Source organism: Nocardia sp. NPDC049935 (assembly GCF_055586645.1).
Genome location: NZ_JBVJHV010000002.1, coordinates 51,658 through 69,694, shown reverse-complemented (window position 1 = coordinate 69,694; position 18,037 = coordinate 51,658). Strand labels below are relative to the sequence as shown.

Annotated in this window: 9 protein-coding genes; 8 read left to right on the top strand and 1 reads right to left on the bottom strand. The window is 68.2% G+C overall.

Annotation, left to right across the window (positions count from 1 at the left end):
* The first annotated feature begins 122 nt into the window (after window positions 1-122).
* From ACZ6SF_RS08585 to ACZ6SF_RS08555, 7 genes are all read left to right on the top strand, one after another.
* Window positions 123-1,976 (top strand): alpha/beta hydrolase-fold protein, encoded by a 1,854-nt coding sequence (locus ACZ6SF_RS08585; RefSeq protein WP_466061429.1) that lies wholly within the window; start codon window positions 123-125, stop codon window positions 1,974-1,976.
* Window positions 1,977-2,116: 140 nt separating this feature from the next.
* Window positions 2,117-2,659, top strand: a complete 543-nt coding sequence (locus ACZ6SF_RS08580; RefSeq protein WP_466061428.1) for a DUF732 domain-containing protein — start codon at window positions 2,117-2,119, stop codon at window positions 2,657-2,659.
* Window positions 2,660-2,726: 67 nt separating this feature from the next.
* Entirely contained in the window at window positions 2,727-3,650 is a 924-nt protein-coding gene (locus tag ACZ6SF_RS08575; protein WP_466062220.1) for a cutinase family protein, read from the top strand.
* 187 nt (window positions 3,651-3,837) lie between these two features.
* Window positions 3,838-4,857 (top strand): LLM class F420-dependent oxidoreductase, encoded by a 1,020-nt coding sequence (locus tag ACZ6SF_RS08570; protein WP_466061427.1) that lies wholly within the window; start codon window positions 3,838-3,840, stop codon window positions 4,855-4,857.
* Between the two features lie 188 nt (window positions 4,858-5,045).
* Complete coding sequence (gene fadD32, locus ACZ6SF_RS08565) at window positions 5,046-6,956, top strand: long-chain-fatty-acid--AMP ligase FadD32 (RefSeq protein WP_466061426.1); 1,911 nt, start codon at window positions 5,046-5,048, stop codon at window positions 6,954-6,956.
* A 96-nt stretch (window positions 6,957-7,052) separates the two neighbouring features.
* Window positions 7,053-12,281 carry a polyketide synthase Pks13 gene (gene pks13 / locus ACZ6SF_RS08560; protein WP_466061425.1) on the top strand — a complete coding sequence of 1,743 codons (5,229 nt, stop codon included), beginning with the start codon at window positions 7,053-7,055 and terminating at the stop codon, window positions 12,279-12,281.
* The gene (locus tag ACZ6SF_RS08555) at window positions 12,278-13,822 is read left to right on the top strand and encodes an acyl-CoA carboxylase subunit beta (RefSeq protein ID WP_466061424.1); all 1,545 of its coding nucleotides are present in this window, start codon (window positions 12,278-12,280) and stop codon (window positions 13,820-13,822) included. Before pks13 ends, ACZ6SF_RS08555 begins: the two co-directional genes overlap by 4 nt.
* A gap of 107 nt (window positions 13,823-13,929) precedes the next feature.
* On the opposite strand, the gene ACZ6SF_RS08550 is transcribed toward ACZ6SF_RS08555, so the two are convergent.
* The gene (locus ACZ6SF_RS08550; protein ID WP_466061423.1) at window positions 13,930-14,430 is read right to left on the bottom strand and encodes a peptidylprolyl isomerase; all 501 of its coding nucleotides are present in this window, start codon (window positions 14,428-14,430) and stop codon (window positions 13,930-13,932) included.
* A 218-nt stretch (window positions 14,431-14,648) separates the two neighbouring features.
* Between ACZ6SF_RS08550 and ACZ6SF_RS08545 the strand changes: the two genes are divergently transcribed.
* Entirely contained in the window at window positions 14,649-17,942 is a 3,294-nt protein-coding gene (locus tag ACZ6SF_RS08545; RefSeq protein WP_466062219.1) for an arabinosyltransferase domain-containing protein, read from the top strand.
* Window positions 17,943-18,037 lie beyond the last annotated feature (95 nt).

Sequence of the window (18,037 nt, the reverse complement as noted above, 5' to 3'; positions counted from 1 at the left end):
GCCACCCGCTTCGAATCGAAGCAGGTGGCGCCGTTTGTTTTCGCCGGGTCCGGGGGTGGCAACTGGTTTGCTCTCAGCGCGTCCTACCGGGAATCCGCCTGTGGCAGCGGTACAAACAGTGGGTGGCAGCGAAAACTCGCGGGTCCGGGGGGACGGCCGATCGCACCGGCGCACGCGGCCGGCGGCAGTTGGCCGCGCTGGCGGCCGCCCTGATCCTGCCGTTCGCCGCCGTCCAGGCGCCCGTGTCCGCCCAGCCCACCGCCGCCGCGGCGCCCGCCACCATCCGCAATGTCATCTGGCATTCCGACCGCCACGTCGAGGTGTGGGTGAACTCACCCTCGATGGCCGCGCCCATCCAGGTGCGGCTGCTGCTGGCCCGGGACTGGAACACCCAGCCCGGTGTCCGGTTCCCGGTGCTCTACATGCTCGACGGATTGCGCGCCACCGAGGACGAGAGCGGCTGGATCAAGGATGCCGGCGCCGTCGATTTCTTCGCCGACAAGAACGTCACCGTGGTGTTGCCGGTGGGCGGGCAGTCGAGTTTCTACTCCGATTGGCTGAAGCCCGACAACGGTAAGAACTACAAATGGGAGACCTTCCTCACCAAAGAACTTCCGCCGCTGCTCGAAGGCCAGTGGCGGGCCACCGCCACCCGGGGAATCGCCGGGCTTTCCATGGGCGGCACCGCCGCAATGTTCCTGGCAGCGCGCAACCCCGAGTTCGCGAAGTTCGCTGCCTCGTATTCGGGATTTCTCACCACCACGAGCACGGGTATGCCGCAGGCCATTCGGCTCGCGATGGCCGATGCCGGTGGGTTCGACGCCGGGGCCATGTGGGGACCGCCCGGCAGCCCGGCGTGGGAGGAACACGATCCGATGCTGCTGGCCGAGCGGCTGAAGGATAAATCCCTCTATATATCCAGCGGGACGGGCGCCTCCGGCAAACACGACGAGGGCACCGACATACCGGGTGTGACCACGAATATGTTCGGAATGGGCCTGGAGACCCTGGCGTTGCTCACTTCCGAGAATTTCGTCGCCGAACTCGGGAAACTCGGGATTCCGGCCACCGTCAACTATCGGGCGGCCGGAACGCATACCTGGCCGTACTGGGATTTCGAGATGCGCCAATCCTGGTCGCAGGCCGCGGCGGCGCTGGGCGTACCCGTGGCGAAACCCGAGTGCGCGGTCGGCGGGGCCGTCGCCGGCGTCACCGCGGCCAACGATTGGCTGGGGGACTGCCTGACCGCCGAATACCAGGTACCGGGCGGAATCGCCCAGGACTTCCGCAACGGGCGGGTTTTCTGGTCCGCCGACGGCGGCGCGCATCCGGTGTACGGCCGGATCGGTGGCGGCTATCAGGCCGCCGCCGGACCGCAGGGCGGACTCGGCCTGCCGGTCGGTGGCGAACAGGCGCTCCCGGACGGGCGCGGCCGGTTCCAGCCGTTCCGGAACGGGGCGCTGTACTGGACTCCGGAAACCGGAGCGCAGATGGTGCGCGGCGCGATTCTGGACGAATGGGGCCGGCAGGGATTCGAGGGTGGTCCCGCGAAGTACCCGGCCGGTCCGGAGGTGGGCACGCCGCACCGTGACGGCGCGGTGCAACCTTTCGAGGGCGGACCCTTCTACTTCAGCCCCGCCACCGGCGCCCACCGGCTGGAGGGCTTCATCCTGGGCAAGTACGCCGATCTCGGCTTCGAGAACAGCTGGCTGGGCTTCCCGGCCGCCCCGGAGCTCCCGTTGAAGGATCTGGGCCGCTTCACAAGGTTCGAAGGCGGCAGTATCTATTGGAGCCCGCTGTCCGGAGCCTGGGCCGTCCGCAACGGCCCCATCATGGACGCCTGGCGTGACGCCGGTTACGAAAACGGCAGACTGGGCTTCCCGATCAGCGACGAGTTCCCCGTGCCCGGTGGAGTCCAGCAGAACTTCCGAACCGGCACCATCACTGTCCGAGACAACCGCGCCGAAGTCCGGTAGGGACTACTCTCGGGGGTCGCGGCCCGGCGAACCGCCGGGCCGGGACGCAACCTGACGGTCAACCCAATGGTTCGGCGGCCCGTGACCGAGGGGCCGCCGGACCCGCGCGCTCTCGCGCGCCGGAGCACAGGATGGAATGTATGTATCGGACCCGAGGCACGTTGCTCGGTGTGGTGGCGGCCGTGGCCGCCGCGGGCCTGCTCGCAGGCTGTGGCGACGACGATTCGACCGCGACCGGCACCCCGACGCTGTCGACTCCGGCCGCATCGTCGGTGAGTTCGGCCCCGGCCCCGGCGCCCGGGAGCGAGACCCCGGCTCCGGAGGGTGAGGCGCCCGCACCGGAGGCCGCGCCCGAACCGGAGCAGCCGGAGGCGCCCGCACCGGAACCGGAGCGTCCCGCGCCGGTGCCGCCGCAGGAGGCCGATACCGGTCAGCTCGGCGCGAAGGAGCAGACCTTCCTCGATGAGCTCGGCAAGCAGGGCGTCACCCCGTCCAGCCCGGATATCGCGCTGAGCATCGGGAACTATGTGTGCCAGGGTGTCGCCGCGGGGACCTCGGACGCCGATATGGCGACCTTCGTGACCGCGATGGCCGGGTCCGATCCGTCGTTCGATCCGGCGAAGATGCCGGTCGAGCAGGCGGGCCAGATCTATATCGCTACCGCCAAGTCGAGCTACTGCTAGAGGTGCGGCGGTGAGTAGGGGACGTTCCCGGACCCGCAGGTCCGGCTGTTTCACGGTGCTCGGGCTGATGGTCGCCGGGCTGGTCATCGTGGTGCTGCTCTGGTACCTGCTGGCCGGGTGTCTGCGGAAGCCGGAGCCTCCGGGCCCCCCGCCGGGTCCGGAGGAGCCGACCAGTCAGCCCGCGAGCTGTCCGGACGTGCAGATGATCTCGGTGCCCGGCACCTGGGAGTCCAGCAGTGCCGACGACCCCTACAACCCGTCGGCCAATCCGGCGTCGCTCATGCTGAACGTCAGTGATCCGGTGCGCGAACAGTTTCCGGACCAGCGGGTGGACGTCTACACCGTGCCCTACGTCGCACAGTTCTCCAATCCGGTGGCGATCCCGCCGGACGGTCAGGCCTCCTACAACGTGAGCCGGACCGAGGGCACCCGCAAAACGTTCGATTTCATGACGTCCCGGCATCAGGAGTGCCCGCTGACCACCTATGTGCTGGCCGGGTTCTCGCAGGGTGCCGTGATCGCCGGCGATATCGCCGAGCAGATCGGCAAGGGCAACGGCCCGGTCCCCGAGAACAAGGTGCTGGGTGTGACGCTCATCGCCGACGGCCGCCGGACCGGCGAGACGGGCGATGGCCAGCCGATCCAGGTCGGCACCCCCCCGCCCGGGGTCGGTGCGGAGGTCGCGCTGGGCGGACTCACCGTCCCCGGGATCACCATGACCGGACCGCGTAAGGACGGGTTCGGCGATCTCGCCGACCGGGTGTACACCATTTGTGCCCCCGGTGACCTGATCTGCGACGCTCCGCGCAACGCGCTGAGCCCGGCCAATATCTTCGGCAGTCTCGGCACCCTCACCCAGGCGGTGGGCAACCCGGTGCACAGTCTCTACCACGGGTTCGTGGTCGATCAGGACGGCACCACCGCCACCCAGTGGGCGGCGAATTGGGCGATCGGCCTGGTGGAGGGCGCGCCGGCGCCGCCGCATTCGTAATCGCGCGCGGGTCGCGGGCGTGACTGTCCCATGCGGTCGCGCCGGTGCGGCGCCTTGTGACAATTCACCGCACGCAGCGTGTTCCCTCCGGTCCGGCAGGCTGTAAAGTGCGCTGGTGATCGCGCATCCCGTGCCCTGCGCCGGCGGGGGATGCGCAGGGACTTCCGATATCCAGGAGCATGAGTTCATGACAGAAGCCGCCGCACCGGTGGATGAGTTGAGCGCGCTGGGCACTCCGCTGCGTAAGTTCCGTTTCGCGGCCGCGGGCGAGGGAAACAAGCAGGAGGGCGGCGCCCGCAAGTTCATCCAGACGGCGCAGCAGGCCGAGGAATACGGCTACGACACGTTCGTGGTGCCGGACCATCTCGGTGACCAGATCGGTCCGATCGCGGCCCTGGGCGCGCTGTCCCAGGCCACCTCGACGATTCGGCTCGGCACCTCGGTACTCGCCAACGGCTTCCGGCACCCGGTGGTGCTGGCCAAGGATCTGGCCACCATCGATGTGCTGTCGAAGGGCCGGCTCGAGGTGGGAATCGGCGCCGGCTGGAAGGCCGACGAATTCGAGGCCGCGGGTCTGGACTACGACCGTCCCGGTGTCCGCCTGGCCAAACTGGACGAGACGCTGACGATCCTGGATGTACTGCTGCGGGGTCAGGAGTGCACCTTCGAGGGCAAGTACTACCAGGTCAACGGCGTCAAGGGGACCCCACGCCCGCGGCAGGGCCCGCGCCCGCCGCTGTGTACCGGCGGCGGTGGGCCGCGGATGCTGAAACTGGCCGCCAAGCACGCCGATATCGTCTCGATCGTGCCCGTCACCACCTCCAACGGTAAGGGTCTGCTGTCCGGCATCACGCTGGAGAAGACGATCGAGAAGGTGGAGCTCATCCGGGAGGCCGCCGGGGATCGGTTCGAGCAGATCGAGCTGAACTGGGCGATCACCGCCATCGTCATCACCGACGACCGGGAGAAGACCGCGGAGATGGCGCTGACGGCGCTCGACCGCGGGCTGCACCCCGATCTGGAGGTCGACGTCAAGCTCTCTGTCGAAGAGATCCTGGACTCGCCGTATGTGGCGATCGGCACCTTCGAGGAGATCGCCGACCAGATGCGACGGGTGCGCAAGCTCACGGGTATGTCCTATGTCGGCATCTTCCCGACCCAGATGGATGCGTTCGCACCGGTGATTCCCTTGCTCCGGGAGGAGTGAGAAGCTCATCTCTGTAACATGTCTCTGGTTTGAGAACATCTAGCCGATAGCGGTCACCGCGCAGACCGCACCCCAAAGCCAGCGGGGACGGTTCTCGGATGGAGAGCAACCGCTGCGAAAGCGAGTCGGGGCCACACAGTAAATAACGGCTGACGTGCCGTTGCCACGTGCGCCTCGGAGGAGAAGGAATGGACGAGACTTTCGACGACTACCTGGACGAGAACGGGAATATCACCATTCCCGAAGATCGCACCCTGGTCGACCACGTCGAGAAGCACACCCGCAACGACGCGAACACTCTGGCGTACCGCTACATCGATTACTCGCGTGAGCGCGACGGCGAGGTACACGAGCTGACGTGGCAAGAGTTCGGGGTCCGGCTGCGCGCGGTGGCCGGTCGACTCCAGCAGGTCACCACGCCCGGTGACCGGGTGGCGGTGCTCGCGCCGCAGGGGCTCGACTATGTGATCTCGTTCTTCGCCGCGATCTACGCGGGCACCATCGCGGTGCCGCTGTTCGATCCGGACGAGCCGGGGCATACCGATCGGCTGCACGCCGTGCTGGGCGACTGCAAACCGTCGGCCATCCTGACCGCCAGTTCCTCGGCGGCCGGGGTGCGGCAGTTCTTCCGTTCGCTACCCGCGGCGCAGCGCCCGCGCATCATCGCCGTCGACGCGATCCCCGACACCCTCGGTGACAGCTGGGTACGCCCCGATATCACCGTGGACGAGATCGCCTATCTGCAGTACACCTCGGGTTCCACCCGGACCCCGGCCGGTGTGGAGATCACCCACCGCGCGGTCGGCACGAACCTGCTACAGATGGTCGACGCCATCAATCTCGACTGGAACTCGCGCGGGGTCACCTGGCTGCCGCTGTTCCACGATATGGGTCTGCTGACGGTGATCCTGCCCGCCGTGGGCGGCAAATTCATCACCATCATGTCCCCGGCCTCGTTCGTGCGCCGCCCCTACCGCTGGATCAAGGAACTCGCCGCCGCCTCCGACGGCGCCGGGACCTTCGCCGCCGCGCCGAACTTCGCGTTCGAGCACGCGGCCGTGCGCGGGCTGCCGAAGAACGGCGAATCGCTGGACCTGTCGAATGTGATCGGCCTGATCAACGGCAGCGAACCGGTGACCACCTCCTCGATGAAGAAGTTCAACGAGGCCTTCGCCCCCTACGGGCTGCCCAAGACGGCGATCAAACCCTGCTACGGCATGGCCGAGGCCACGCTGTTCGTCTCGGCGACCAAGGCCGAGGACGAGGCCAAGGTCACCTATGTGGACCGCGACGAGCTCAACGCCGGGCGGATGGTGCGGGTCGACCAGGGCAGCGAGAATGCGATCGCCCAGGTGAGCTGCGGTTATATCGCGAAGTCGCAGTGGGCCGTGATCGTCGATCCGGAAACGATCGACGGCGAGGCGCGCGAACAGCCCGACGGTCACGTCGGTGAGATCTGGTTGCACGGCAACAATATGGGCATCGGGTACTGGGGCCGCGACGACGAGACGAAGGCGACCTTCCGGAACAAGGTCGTCACCCCGCTCGCCGAGGGCAGCCACGCCGAGGGCACCACGCCCGAGTCGAACTGGATGCGCACCGGCGACTACGGCGTCTACTTCGACGGCGAGCTCTACATCACCGGCCGCGTGAAGGATCTGGTGATCGTCGACGGCCGCAACCACTACCCCCAGGACCTGGAGTTCTCCGCGCAGGAGGCGAGCAGCGCGCTGCGCCCGGGCTTCGTGGCGGCGTTCTCGGTTCCGGCCAATCAGCTGCCCGCCGAGGTATTCGCCCAGGGCAGCCATTCGGGTCTGAAGTTCGACGCCGACGATGCCTCCGAGCAACTGGTCGTGGTGGCCGAACGCGGCCCGGGCGCCGGTAAGGCCGATCCGCTGCCGATCGCCGACGCGGTGCGCGCGGCGATCTCCCAGCGCCACGGCGTGACCGTGCGTGACCTGCTGCTGGTGCCCGCGGGTTCGATTCCGCGCACCTCCAGTGGCAAGATCGCCCGCCGGGCGTGCAAGTCCGCCTATATCGAGGGCACCCTGCGCGGTGGTTACACCCAGCAGGCCTTCCCCGATGCACCTGAGGAGTAGGTCGCACCCGAGCCGGGCCGCGGCCCCGACCATCCATCCCCGCGATGTCGCGGGCTGGTGCCCCGCACCGCGTACAGACAGGTAGTTTGAGGACTGATGGCTGATAACGAGGGCACGTCGCCGGAGACGACCGACAACCTTCCCGGCGAGGCGGGAGACGGCACCGCCGGAGTGCTCGCGGCCGGGACCGGGGGCTCGAACCCCGATATATCGGTCGCCGAGCTGCGGGAGTGGTTGCGGCGCTGGGTCGCCGAGGCCACCGGGCAGCAGGTCGAGCAGATCACCGTCGACCGGCCGATGGAGGAGTTCGGGCTCGCCTCCCGCGACGCGCTGGCGCTGGGCGGGGAGATCGAGGAACTCACCGGCGTGGTGCTGAACCCCACCGTCATCTACCAGCATCCGACCATCGGCTCGCTGGCGGAGATCGTGGTCAACGGCCCGCCGGAACTCACCCTCGAAGGCGACGACGACCAGTTCTACACCGCCGGATACGCGCCGGGGGAAGCGCACGATATCGCCATCGTCGGCCTGTCGACCCGGCTGCCCGGCGCGGGCGACACCCCGGAATCCACCTGGGAGTTCCTGATCAACGGCGGGGACGCCATCCGGGATCGGCCTGCGGGCCGCTGGTCGGAGTTCTTGGAGAACCCGCAGGTGGCGCAGGCCGTGGCCGAGGGTAATACCCGCGGCGGCTATCTGGACCAGAACGTCGTCACCGATTTCGACGCCGAATTCTTCGCGATGTCGCCGATCGAGGTCGAGCGCATCGATCCGCAGCAGCGGCTGATGATGGAGCTCACCTGGGAGGCGCTCGAGCACGCCCGGATCCCCGCCAGCGACCTGCGCGGGGAGTCGGTGGGCGTTTATATCGGCACCACGAGCAATGATTTCCAGCTGCTCGCCGCGATGAGCCTCGGCGAGACCGACCCGAATGTTCCGGCGTCGGCCGAGGCCTACAAGATCATGGGCAGCGTAAGCAGCATCATCGCCAACCGCGTCTCCTACTTCTACGATTTCCGGGGTCCCTCGCTCGCGGTCGACACCGCGTGCTCCTCGACGCTGGTGGCTGTTCATCAGGCCGTACAGGCCCTGCGCGCCGGCGACGCCGATGTCGCGCTGGCGGGCGGCGTGAACATGCTGCTCGCTCCCATGGCCACGCTCGGTTTCGACAAGAACGGCGCCGTGGCCAAGGACGGCCGCATCAAGGCCTTCTCCTCCGACGCCGACGGTATGGTCCGCTCCGAGGGCGCCGGTCTGGTGGTGCTCAAACGCCTCGCCGACGCCGAACGCGATGGCGACAACATCCTCGCCGTCGTCAAGGGCTCGGCGGTCAACAGCGACGGCCGGTCCAACGGACTCATCGCGCCGAACCCCGATGCCCAGGCCGATGTCCTGCGCCGCGCCTACCGCGACGCCGGGATCGTGCCCTCCACCGTCGACTACATCGAGGCCCACGGCACCGGCACCCTGGTCGGCGATCCGATCGAGGCACAGGCGCTCGGGCAGGTGATCGGCGCGGGCCGTGCCGCCGACGCGCCCGCGCTGCTCGGATCGGCGAAGACGAACTTCGGGCACCTGGAATCCGGTGCGGGCGCGGCGAGCCTGGCCAAGGTGATCATGGCGTTCCAGCACGATGTGCTGCCCGCCACCATCAACTACGCCGGCCCCAACCCCTACATCCCGTTCGAACAGACCCGCTTGAAGGTGGTCGACGAGCCGACGCCGTTCCCGCGCTACAGCGGTACCGCCACCGTCGGTATCTCCGGTTTCGGTTTCGGCGGCACCAACGCGCATCTGGTGGTGCAGGAGTACAAGCCCGCCGCCCCCGCCGCGGCGGCCGAACCGTCCGCCCCCGCCGAGGACGGCGAGGAGCTGGAGGTGGCGAGCACCGATGTGGTCGCCGAGGCCGAGGCCGTGGCGGCCGATGCCGCACCCGAACCCGAATGGTCGGCCGACCGCGCCGAACCGCTACCGGTGATCCTGGCCGTCTCCGCCTATCTGCCGTCCCGGCGCCGTCGCGCCGCCGCCGATCTGGCCGATTGGCTGGAAACCGATGCCGGACAGCGGACCCCGCTCGCCGATGTGGCGCGCGCACTGGCCAAGCGCAGCCATTGGCGCTCGCGCGGCGTGGTGCTGGCGAAGACCCACGCGGAAGCCGTCACCGGGCTGCGCGCGATCGCCGCGGGCAAACCGGGGCAGGGTGTCTTCACCGCCGACGCCCCGGCCGCCCAGGGGCCCATGTGGGTGATGGCCGGTTTCGGCGCCCAGCACCGCAAGATGGGTAAACAGCTCTACCTGGAGAACTCGATCTTCCGCCGCACCGTCGACGAGGTCGACGAACTCGTCCAGGACGAGGCCGGCTACTCGGTGCGCGAGATGATGCTCGACGATGCCCAGGATTGGGATATCGGCACCTCCCAGGTCGGGACCTTCACCATTCAGCTCGGGCTCGCCGCGTTGCTGCGGGCGCACGGGGCCGAACCCACCGCGGTCGTCGGCCATTCCCAGGGTGAGGTGGCCGGCGCCTACATCAGCGGTGGACTGCCGCTGGAGGACGCGGTCCGGGTGATCTGCGCGCGTTCCCGCCTCATGCGGGAGGGCGAGGAGATGCTCACCGACGACGATGTCCGGAATATGGCCCTGGTGGAGCTGAGCGCCGAGGACGTCGCCGCCATGCTGCCGGAGTACCCCGATATCGAGGTCGCCGTGTACGCGGCGCCGACCAATACCGTGATCGGCGGCCCGGTGGATCAGGTCGCGGCGATCGTCGCGCGGGTCGAGGAAGCCGGGAAATTCGCCCGCGTACTGCAGACCAAGGGCGCCGGGCACACCTCGCAGATGGATCCGCTGCTCGGGGAACTCGCGGCCGAACTGGCGGGGATCGAGCCGACGAAACCGACGGTGGGCCTGTACTCCACGGTCGACAAGGAGCAGTACTACGCGCCCGGCCACGCCCCGGTGCACACCGAGGACTACTGGGTGAAGAACATGCGTCACAGCGTGTACTTCACCAACGCGGTGCGCGGCGCAGTCGACGCCGGGATCACCACGTTCCTGGAGCTGGCCCCGAATTCCGTGGCGCTCATGCAGGTTCTCGGCACCACGTTCGCGGCCGGACTGCCCGACGCCCAGCTCATCCCGACGCTGAAGCGTAAAGAGGACGAATCGGCCGCGGTCGTCGCGGCGCTGGCCCAGCTCTACGTGCACGGGCACCCGGTCGATCTGGCCTCGCTGCTGCCGGCCGGGCCGTACGCCGACGTCCCGCGCACCGCGTTCGTACGTAAACCGTACTGGCCCAAGGTGAGTGCCTTCTCCACCGGCGGCGCCGGTGTGCCGGGCGCGTCGGTCGCGCTGCCGGACGGCCGCCACGTCTGGGAGGTCCGGGCGTCCGCGGTCGACGACCTGCCCGCACTGGTCCGGGCGGCCGCGTCGCAGGTGCTGGCCGATATCACGCTCGGCGCGAGTATCGGGCACGCTCCGCTGCCCGCCGCCGGCACCCTCACCACCACGCTCACCCCGCATCCCGGCGGCGCCTCCGTACAGGTGCACGCGCGCGAGGACGGGCGGTTCCGGCTGCTGTTCGACGCGGTCGTCACCTCCGGTGCGGCCCTGCCGGTTCCGGCCGTCCCGGCCGAAACCGCGACGCCCGCCGCCGAGGTCGCGGTGGCCGAGACGGTGGACACCGCCGGTTTCGGCGACCGGTGGAATCCGGACAGCGGCCAGTCGGTCGAGGAGCGGCTGGCGCTGATCGTCGCCGAATCCATGGGTTACGCGGTCGAGGATCTGCCCATGGAGATCCCGCTCATGGAACTCGGGCTGGATTCGCTGATGGCGATGCGCATCAAGAACCGGGTCGAATACGAATTCGATATTCCGCAGCTGCAGGTCTCGGCGGTGCGCGACGCCAGCCTGCACGAGGTCGGCAAGGTGCTGCGCTACGCGATCGAGCACCGTGACCAGGTGCGGGAGATGGCCGATAAGCAGGCCAGCGGTGAATCCGGCGCGCTGAACGTGGACGATAATTTCGTCGAGGCCGCCAAGGCCGCGATGGAAGCCGGGGAAGACCCGGTCGCGGCACTGAACCAGGGGAAGACCGACTCCACCGCGAATACCGGGGCGGATACGGAAACTCCGGTCACCCCGGCCGAACCGGCGAATGTTGCGGCGGCAGCGCCCGCCGAGCCGGCGGCGCTCTTCGGTGGCGGTGCGGCCGGGGAACCGGACAGCGACAACGTTCCGCCACGTGACGCTGCCGAACGGCTGACCTACGCGTCGTGGGCGGTCGTCACCGGCGAATCGGCCGGCGGAATCTTCAACACCCTGCCGATCCTCGACGAGGACACCGCCGAGAAGCTCGCGGCCCGGCTCACCGACCGGGTGGGCGCGGAGATCACCGTCGACGAGGTGCTCGACTGCGAGACGATCGAGCAGCTCGCCGATATCGTGCGCACGTTGCAGGACAGCGGTGCCGACGTGGACGGTTACGTCCGCCCGCTGCGGCCGCGTTCCGACGGGTCGGACGCCGTGCCGGTGTTCGTCTTCCATCCGGCCGGTGGCAACACCCTGGTCTACGAACCGCTGCTGAAGCGGCTCCCCGAGGGGACGCCGATGTACGGTCTGGAGCGGGCCGAGGGCTCGATCGAGGAGCGCGCCCGCGAGTACGTCCCGGAACTGCGCAAACTGCAGGGTGACGGGCCGTATGTGCTGTACGGCTGGTCGCTGGGGGCCGTGCTTGCGATGGCGGTCGCGCAACTGCTGCGTGCGGAAGGTGCGGAGGTACGGCTCGTCGGCCTCATCGATCTCGCCATTCCGGCAGAACCGGAGGACAACAGCTCCGAAGAGCGGTTCCGGCGGATGCAGCGCTACCAGGCCTTCGCCAAGAGGACCTTCAACGTCAACGGCGAACTCGACGACGACCAGCTGCGTGAACTGGCCGACTCCTCCGATGAGGAGCAGTTCAAGATGATCAGCGATCTGATCAAGATGACGGGTGCGAAGATCCCGGGCGGAGTGCTCGAACACCAGAAGACCTCGTGGATCGAGAATCGGGCGTTGCAGCAGGTCAGTCCCACGAATTACGACGGCGACGTGGTGCTGTACCTCGCGGACCGCTACCACGACGGCGCGATCGAACTCGAACCGCGCTATGCCGAACGCCGCCCGAACGGCGGCTGGGACCAGTACCTCCCGAATCTGGAGATCATCCACATCCCCGGCGACCACCTGCAGATCATCGACGAGCCCCGGATCGGCAGAATCGGTGCCGACCTGACCGCTAAACTCGCGCAGATCACCTCGAGTGCGGCCGGGAAAGGGAGCAAGTGAGCACCACTGCCGAGAAACTCGCCGATCTGCGCAAGCGGCTGGAGCTGGCGCAGGAACCGGCGGGGGAGATCGCTGTAGCGAAACGCGCGCGTAAGGGTATTCCCAGCGCGCGCGACCGGATCAGGATGCTGCTCGATCCGGGGTCGTTCGTGGAACTGGGCGCCCTGGTCCGCCGCCCCGGTGATCCGGACGCGCTCTACGGCGACGGGGTGGTCACCGGGCACGGCCGGGTCGGGGGGCGGCCGGTGGCGGTGTTCTCGCACGATCAGACCGTGTACGGCGGATCGGTCGGGGAGATGTTCGGCCGTAAGGTCGCCGGGATCATGGAGTACGCGGCCAAAGTGGGCTGCCCGCTGATCGGTATCAACGATTCCGGTGGCGCCCGGGTGCAGGAAGCGGTGTCCTCACTGGCCTGGTACGCCGAACTCGCCACCCGGCAGGAGAGCCTGTCGGGAATGGTCCCGACGGTCTCGCTGATCCTCGGTAAATGCGCGGGCGGTGCGGTGTACTCGCCGATCAACACCGATGTCGTGGTCGCCACCGAGGCGGCGTACATGTTCGTCACCGGGCCCAAGGTCATCCGCGAGGTCACCGGCGAGGACGTCAGCCTGGAGGAACTGGGCGGGGCCCACAGCCAGGCCCAGTACGGCAATATCCACCATGTCGCCAAGGACGAGCAGGCGGCGTTCGAATGGGTCCGCGACTATCTGTCGTACCTGCCGACCAGCTGCCAGGAACAGCCCCCGATCGTGAATCCGGGGCTGGAACCCGAGATCACCGATTCCGATCGGGAATTGGACGCCCTGGTCCCGGATTCCGACAACTCCGGCTACGACATGCACGATGTGCTGCTGCGGATCTTCGACGACGGGGCCTTCCACGAATACGGCGCGGAAGCGGGCCGCAACATCATCACCGGGTTCGCGCGGGTCGACGGCCGCAGTGTCGGCGTGGTGGCCAACCAGCCGATGGTGTACGCCGGTGCGCTGGACGCGCGGGCCTCGGACAAGGCCTCGCATTTCGTGCGGCTCTGCGACGCCTACGAGATTCCGCTGGTCTTCGTGGTCGATACTCCGGGATTCCTGCCCGGCGTCGAGCAGGAGAAGGTCGGCGTCATCAAACGCGGCGGCCGGTTCCTGTTCGCCTATGTCGAGGCCACCGTCCCCAAGGTGACGGTGGTGGTCCGCAAATCCTATGGCGGCGGTTACGCGGTGATGGGTTCCAAACAGCTCGGCGCCGATGTCAATCTGGCCTGGCCGACGGCCCGGATCGCGGTGATGGGCGCGGAGAGCGCGGTGAGCCTGATCGGGGCGGCGCAGATCGCGGCCGCGCCCGAGGAACAGAAAGCGGCCGTCCGCCAGCAGATGATCGACTTCTACAACGCCACCATGGCCACGCCGTGGGTGGCCGCCGAACGCGGTTTCATCGACGCGGTGATCGAACCGTCGCAGACCCGCCTGGAGTTGCGGCGCGCACTGCAGTTGCTGCGCGACAAGACGGTGATCCGCAACCCGCGCAAACACCATCTGCTGCCGCTGTGATGCTTTCGGTTCGGGTTGTCCCGGTGGTCACCGTGACAACCCGAACCGACGCGTGAATCCGGTCCGGTCCGCGATCGAGCACGGACCGGCCGGAATCGGCCGATACTTCAGCCGGTGATCGTCGCGGATTCGATCACCACGTTCTGCTCCGGGACATCCTGGTGCATGCCCTGCGAGGACGTGGAGACCGCGGCGATCTTGTCGACCACATCGGTGCCGTCGGTGACGGCGCCGAAAACGGCGTATCCCCAGCCCTGACCCGCCGGCTGGGTGTGGTTGAGGAAATCGTTGTCCGCGACGTTGACGAAGAACTGCGCGGTCGCCGAATGCGGATCGTTCGTACGGGCCATGGCGACCGTGTACTTGTTGTTCTTGAGGCCGTTGGCGGCCTCGTTCTGAATGGGCGCCTGGGTCGGCTTCTGCTGCATCTGACCGTCGAAGCCGCCGCCCTGGATCATGAAGCCCGGGATCACGCGGTGGAAAATCGTGCCGTCGTAATGTCCGGACTTCACGTATTCGACGAAATTGCGGACAGTGTCCGGCGCCTTCGCCTCGTCCAGCTCGAGGCCGATGGTTCCGTAGTTCGTGTCGAGATTCACCTTGGTCATGCCCCTACCTTTCCATTAGCGCCGCCATACCCCACGCATAAGGGGGTGTTTCCGGGCCGATTGTGCCAGCCGCCCCTCTTTACCCCGTTCCGGCCGTTTCTATGCCCTGTTCGCCAGGAGTGTTTTCCGATGTAGTGGGTACTCGCCGGGGGCACCATCCGGCCGGAGGCCCGATGCCCAAGTAGCATGCCAGCGTGCCAGAAGTCGCCACCGCAGTACTGACGAAGACGCCACCGGAGCCGGAGACCGAGGTCGCGCCGAAGGATTTCCGGGTCGCGCGCCTCGTCGCGATCGTCACCGGCATTCTCGGCGCGTTGTTCGCGATCGCTACTCCGTTTCTACCGGTCACACAGACGACCGCGACGCTGAGCTGGCCGCAGAACGACACTCTGGCCAATGTGCAGGCGCCGCTGATGTCGCAGGTGCCACTCGATCTCACCGCGACCATCCCGTGTTCGGCGGTGAACCAGCTGCCTCCGCAGGGCGGCATGCTGCTGTCCACCGCGCCGCCGCAGGGCGACCGGGCCGCGCTCGAGGCGTTGTTCGTACGCGTCTCGGAGACCTCGGTGGATGTGGTGGACCGCAACGCGGTGGTGGCGACCGCCGACCGGGCGGAGATGGCGAACTGCACGGCGATCACCATCAGCTCCGACAACGAGCGCACCAGCGCCGCGTTCGAGGGTCTGGTCACCGAGGCCGGCACACCCAACGCGGGTCAGCTGGTCGGCGATCTGCGGCCGCAGATGGTCGGTGTGTTCACCGATATGACCGGGGGCATCCCGGCCGGGCTGAACCTGGAATCCACCATCGACACCCGGTTCACCTCCAGCCCGACCTGGATCAAGCTCACCGCGATCATCGCCGCGGTGCTGTGCACCGTGCTGTCGCTGATCGCGCTGGCCCGGCTGGACACCAGCGACGGCCGCGGGCACCGGCGGTTCCTGCCCGCGCACTGGCTCAAACCCACCTTCGCCGACGGCGGCGTGATCGGCACCCTGGTGATCTGGCATTTCCTGGGCGCCAACACCTCCGATGACGGCTACATCCTGAGCATGGTCCGGGTGGCCCCGGACGCCGGCTATATGGCCAACTATTTCCGCTGGTACGGCGTCCCGGAGGCGCCGTTCGGCTGGTACTACTACGTGATCCAGCTGTTCTCGGAGGTCTCCACCGCCAGCCCCTGGGTGCGGCTGCCCGCGCTGGCCTGCGGGATCCTCTGCTGGATGGTGATCAGCCGCGAGGTGGTGCCGCGACTGGGCAACGGCCTGCGTGGCGCCCGCGCCCGGGCCTGGTTCGGCAGTGTGCCGCTGTGGACCGGCGGTCTGGTGTTCCTGGCGTTCTGGCTGCCCTACGACAACGGTCTGCGGTCGGAGCCGATCGTCGCGCTGGGCGCGCTGCTCACCTGGGTCTCCATCGAACGGGCCATCGCGACGGCCCGGTTGCTGCCGGCCGCCATGGCGGTGTTGATCGCGGCGTTCACCCTGGCCGCCGCGCCCACCGGTCTCATGTGTGTGGCGGCGCTGCTGGCCGGTATCCGGCCCATCACCCGCATCATCGTGAAACGGCATCGCGAACACGGGACCGTGGCACTGCTGGCGCCGCTGGCCGCGGCCGGGTTCCTGGTGCTCACCGTGGTCTACAGCGACCAGACCTTCGCCGGGATCCAGGAGGCGAACCGGGTGCGGCAGCTGGCCGGGCCCAACCTGGCCTGGTACGAGGACTACCTGCGCTACTACTACCTGTTCGTCGAAACCGTCGACGGTTCGCTGTCACGCCGGTTCGCGTTCCTCGCCATGCTGCTGTGCCTGTTCACCACCATGCTGGTGCTGCTGCGGCGGCGCCGGGTCCCCGGTATCGCGGCCGGTCCGACCTGGCGGTTGATGGGTGTGGTGTTCGGGACGATCTTCTTCATGATGTTCAACCCGACCAAGTGGACCCACCACTTCGGCGCCTACGCCGGTATCGCGGGTTCGCTGGCCGCGGTGACCGCGGTGGCGGTCTCGGCCTCGGCGTTGCGCGCGCGCAAGAACCGGGCCATCTTCCTGGCGGCCCTGATGTTCACGCTGGCGCTCGCGTTCTCCGGGATCAACGGGTACTGGTACGTGTCCAGCTACGGGGTTCCGTGGTTCGACAAACGGGTGGTCCTGGCCGGTTTCTCCTCCAACACCGGCGCGCTGATCCTGTTCGGGCTCGCGCTGCTGCTGGTCGCCTGGCATGTGCTGCGGGAGGGCTACGCGAAGCCGCCGAACAGCACCCGGACCGCCCGGGGGCGCCGGGTCCGCAAATTCGCCGCCATCCCGCTGACCCTGGTGGCCGCGGCGATGGTGCTGTTCGAGGTGCTGTCGCTGGCCAAGGGCGCCTACTCGCAGTATCCGGCGTATTCGCTGGGCCGCGGCAATATCGACGCCCTCACCGGGCAGACCTGCGGTCTGGCCAACGATGTGCTGGTGGAGGTGAACGCCAACGCCGGCCGGTTGAACCCGATCGTCGATCCGGCGAACCCGCCCACCAACCCCGGTGATCCGATGGCCGGTATCGACCCGGTGGGCTTCGACCCCAACGGGGTGCCCGACGATCTGTCCGCCGACGCCGTCGAGGTGAAACCGGGTACCGGTAACACCTCCAACCAGACCGTGGGCGCGGCCTTCGCCGAAGGCCAGAACGCCGGAACCGGTGGCGGTCAGGGCACGCTCGGCGTGAACGGCAGTACCGTCGCGCTGCCGTTCGGCCTGGACCCGGCCACCACCCCGATCCTGGGCAGCTACCAGGACGGCGTACAGCAGCCCGCGCATGTGACCTCGAGCTGGTACGAACTGCCGGAGCGGTCGCCGGACCATCCGCTGCTGGTGATCACCGCGGCCGGGCGCATCCTGTCCTACGACGACACCGGCGCCATGCAGTACGGCCAGTCGCTCACAGTCGACTACGGCAAGCGGCAGCCGGACGGTTCGGTCGCGCCACTGGGCACCTACCTCCCGCGCGATATCGGTCCGTTCCCCTCCTGGCGCAACCTGCGGGTTCCGCTCGACGAGATCGCTCCCGAGGCCGACGCGGTCCGGATCGTCGCCAACGATCCGATCCTCATCGGCGACCAGTGGCTGGCGTTCACCCCGCCGCGGCTGCCCAAACTCGAGACCGCCAATGACTACCTGGGTTCGGAACAGCCGATCCTGCTCGACTGGGCGGTGGGTCTGCAGTTCCCGTGCCAGCGTCCGTTCCGGCACGAGAACGGCGTGGCCGAGGTGCCGAAGTTCCGGGTCCTGCCGGACCGCCCGCTGGCCGTGAGCTCTACCAACACCTGGCAGGCCCAGGAGTTCGGCGGCCCGCTCGGCTTCTCCCAGATGCTGGCGAAATCCACCACCATCCCGACCTATCTGAAGAACGACTGGGGCCGGGACTGGGGCACGCTGGAACGGTACGACCAGTACTACGACGCGGTGCCCGCCCGATTGCAGACCGGGACCGCGACCCGTAACGGGCTGTGGGATCCGGGGATGCTGCGGGTGTTCTGATCCGCCGGTGGGCTTCCGGACGGCAGGTGGCGGATCCGCGATCCGGTGGAGATCGCGGATCGCGCCGGCGTCCGCCATCCCCGGTGTCGTGGACC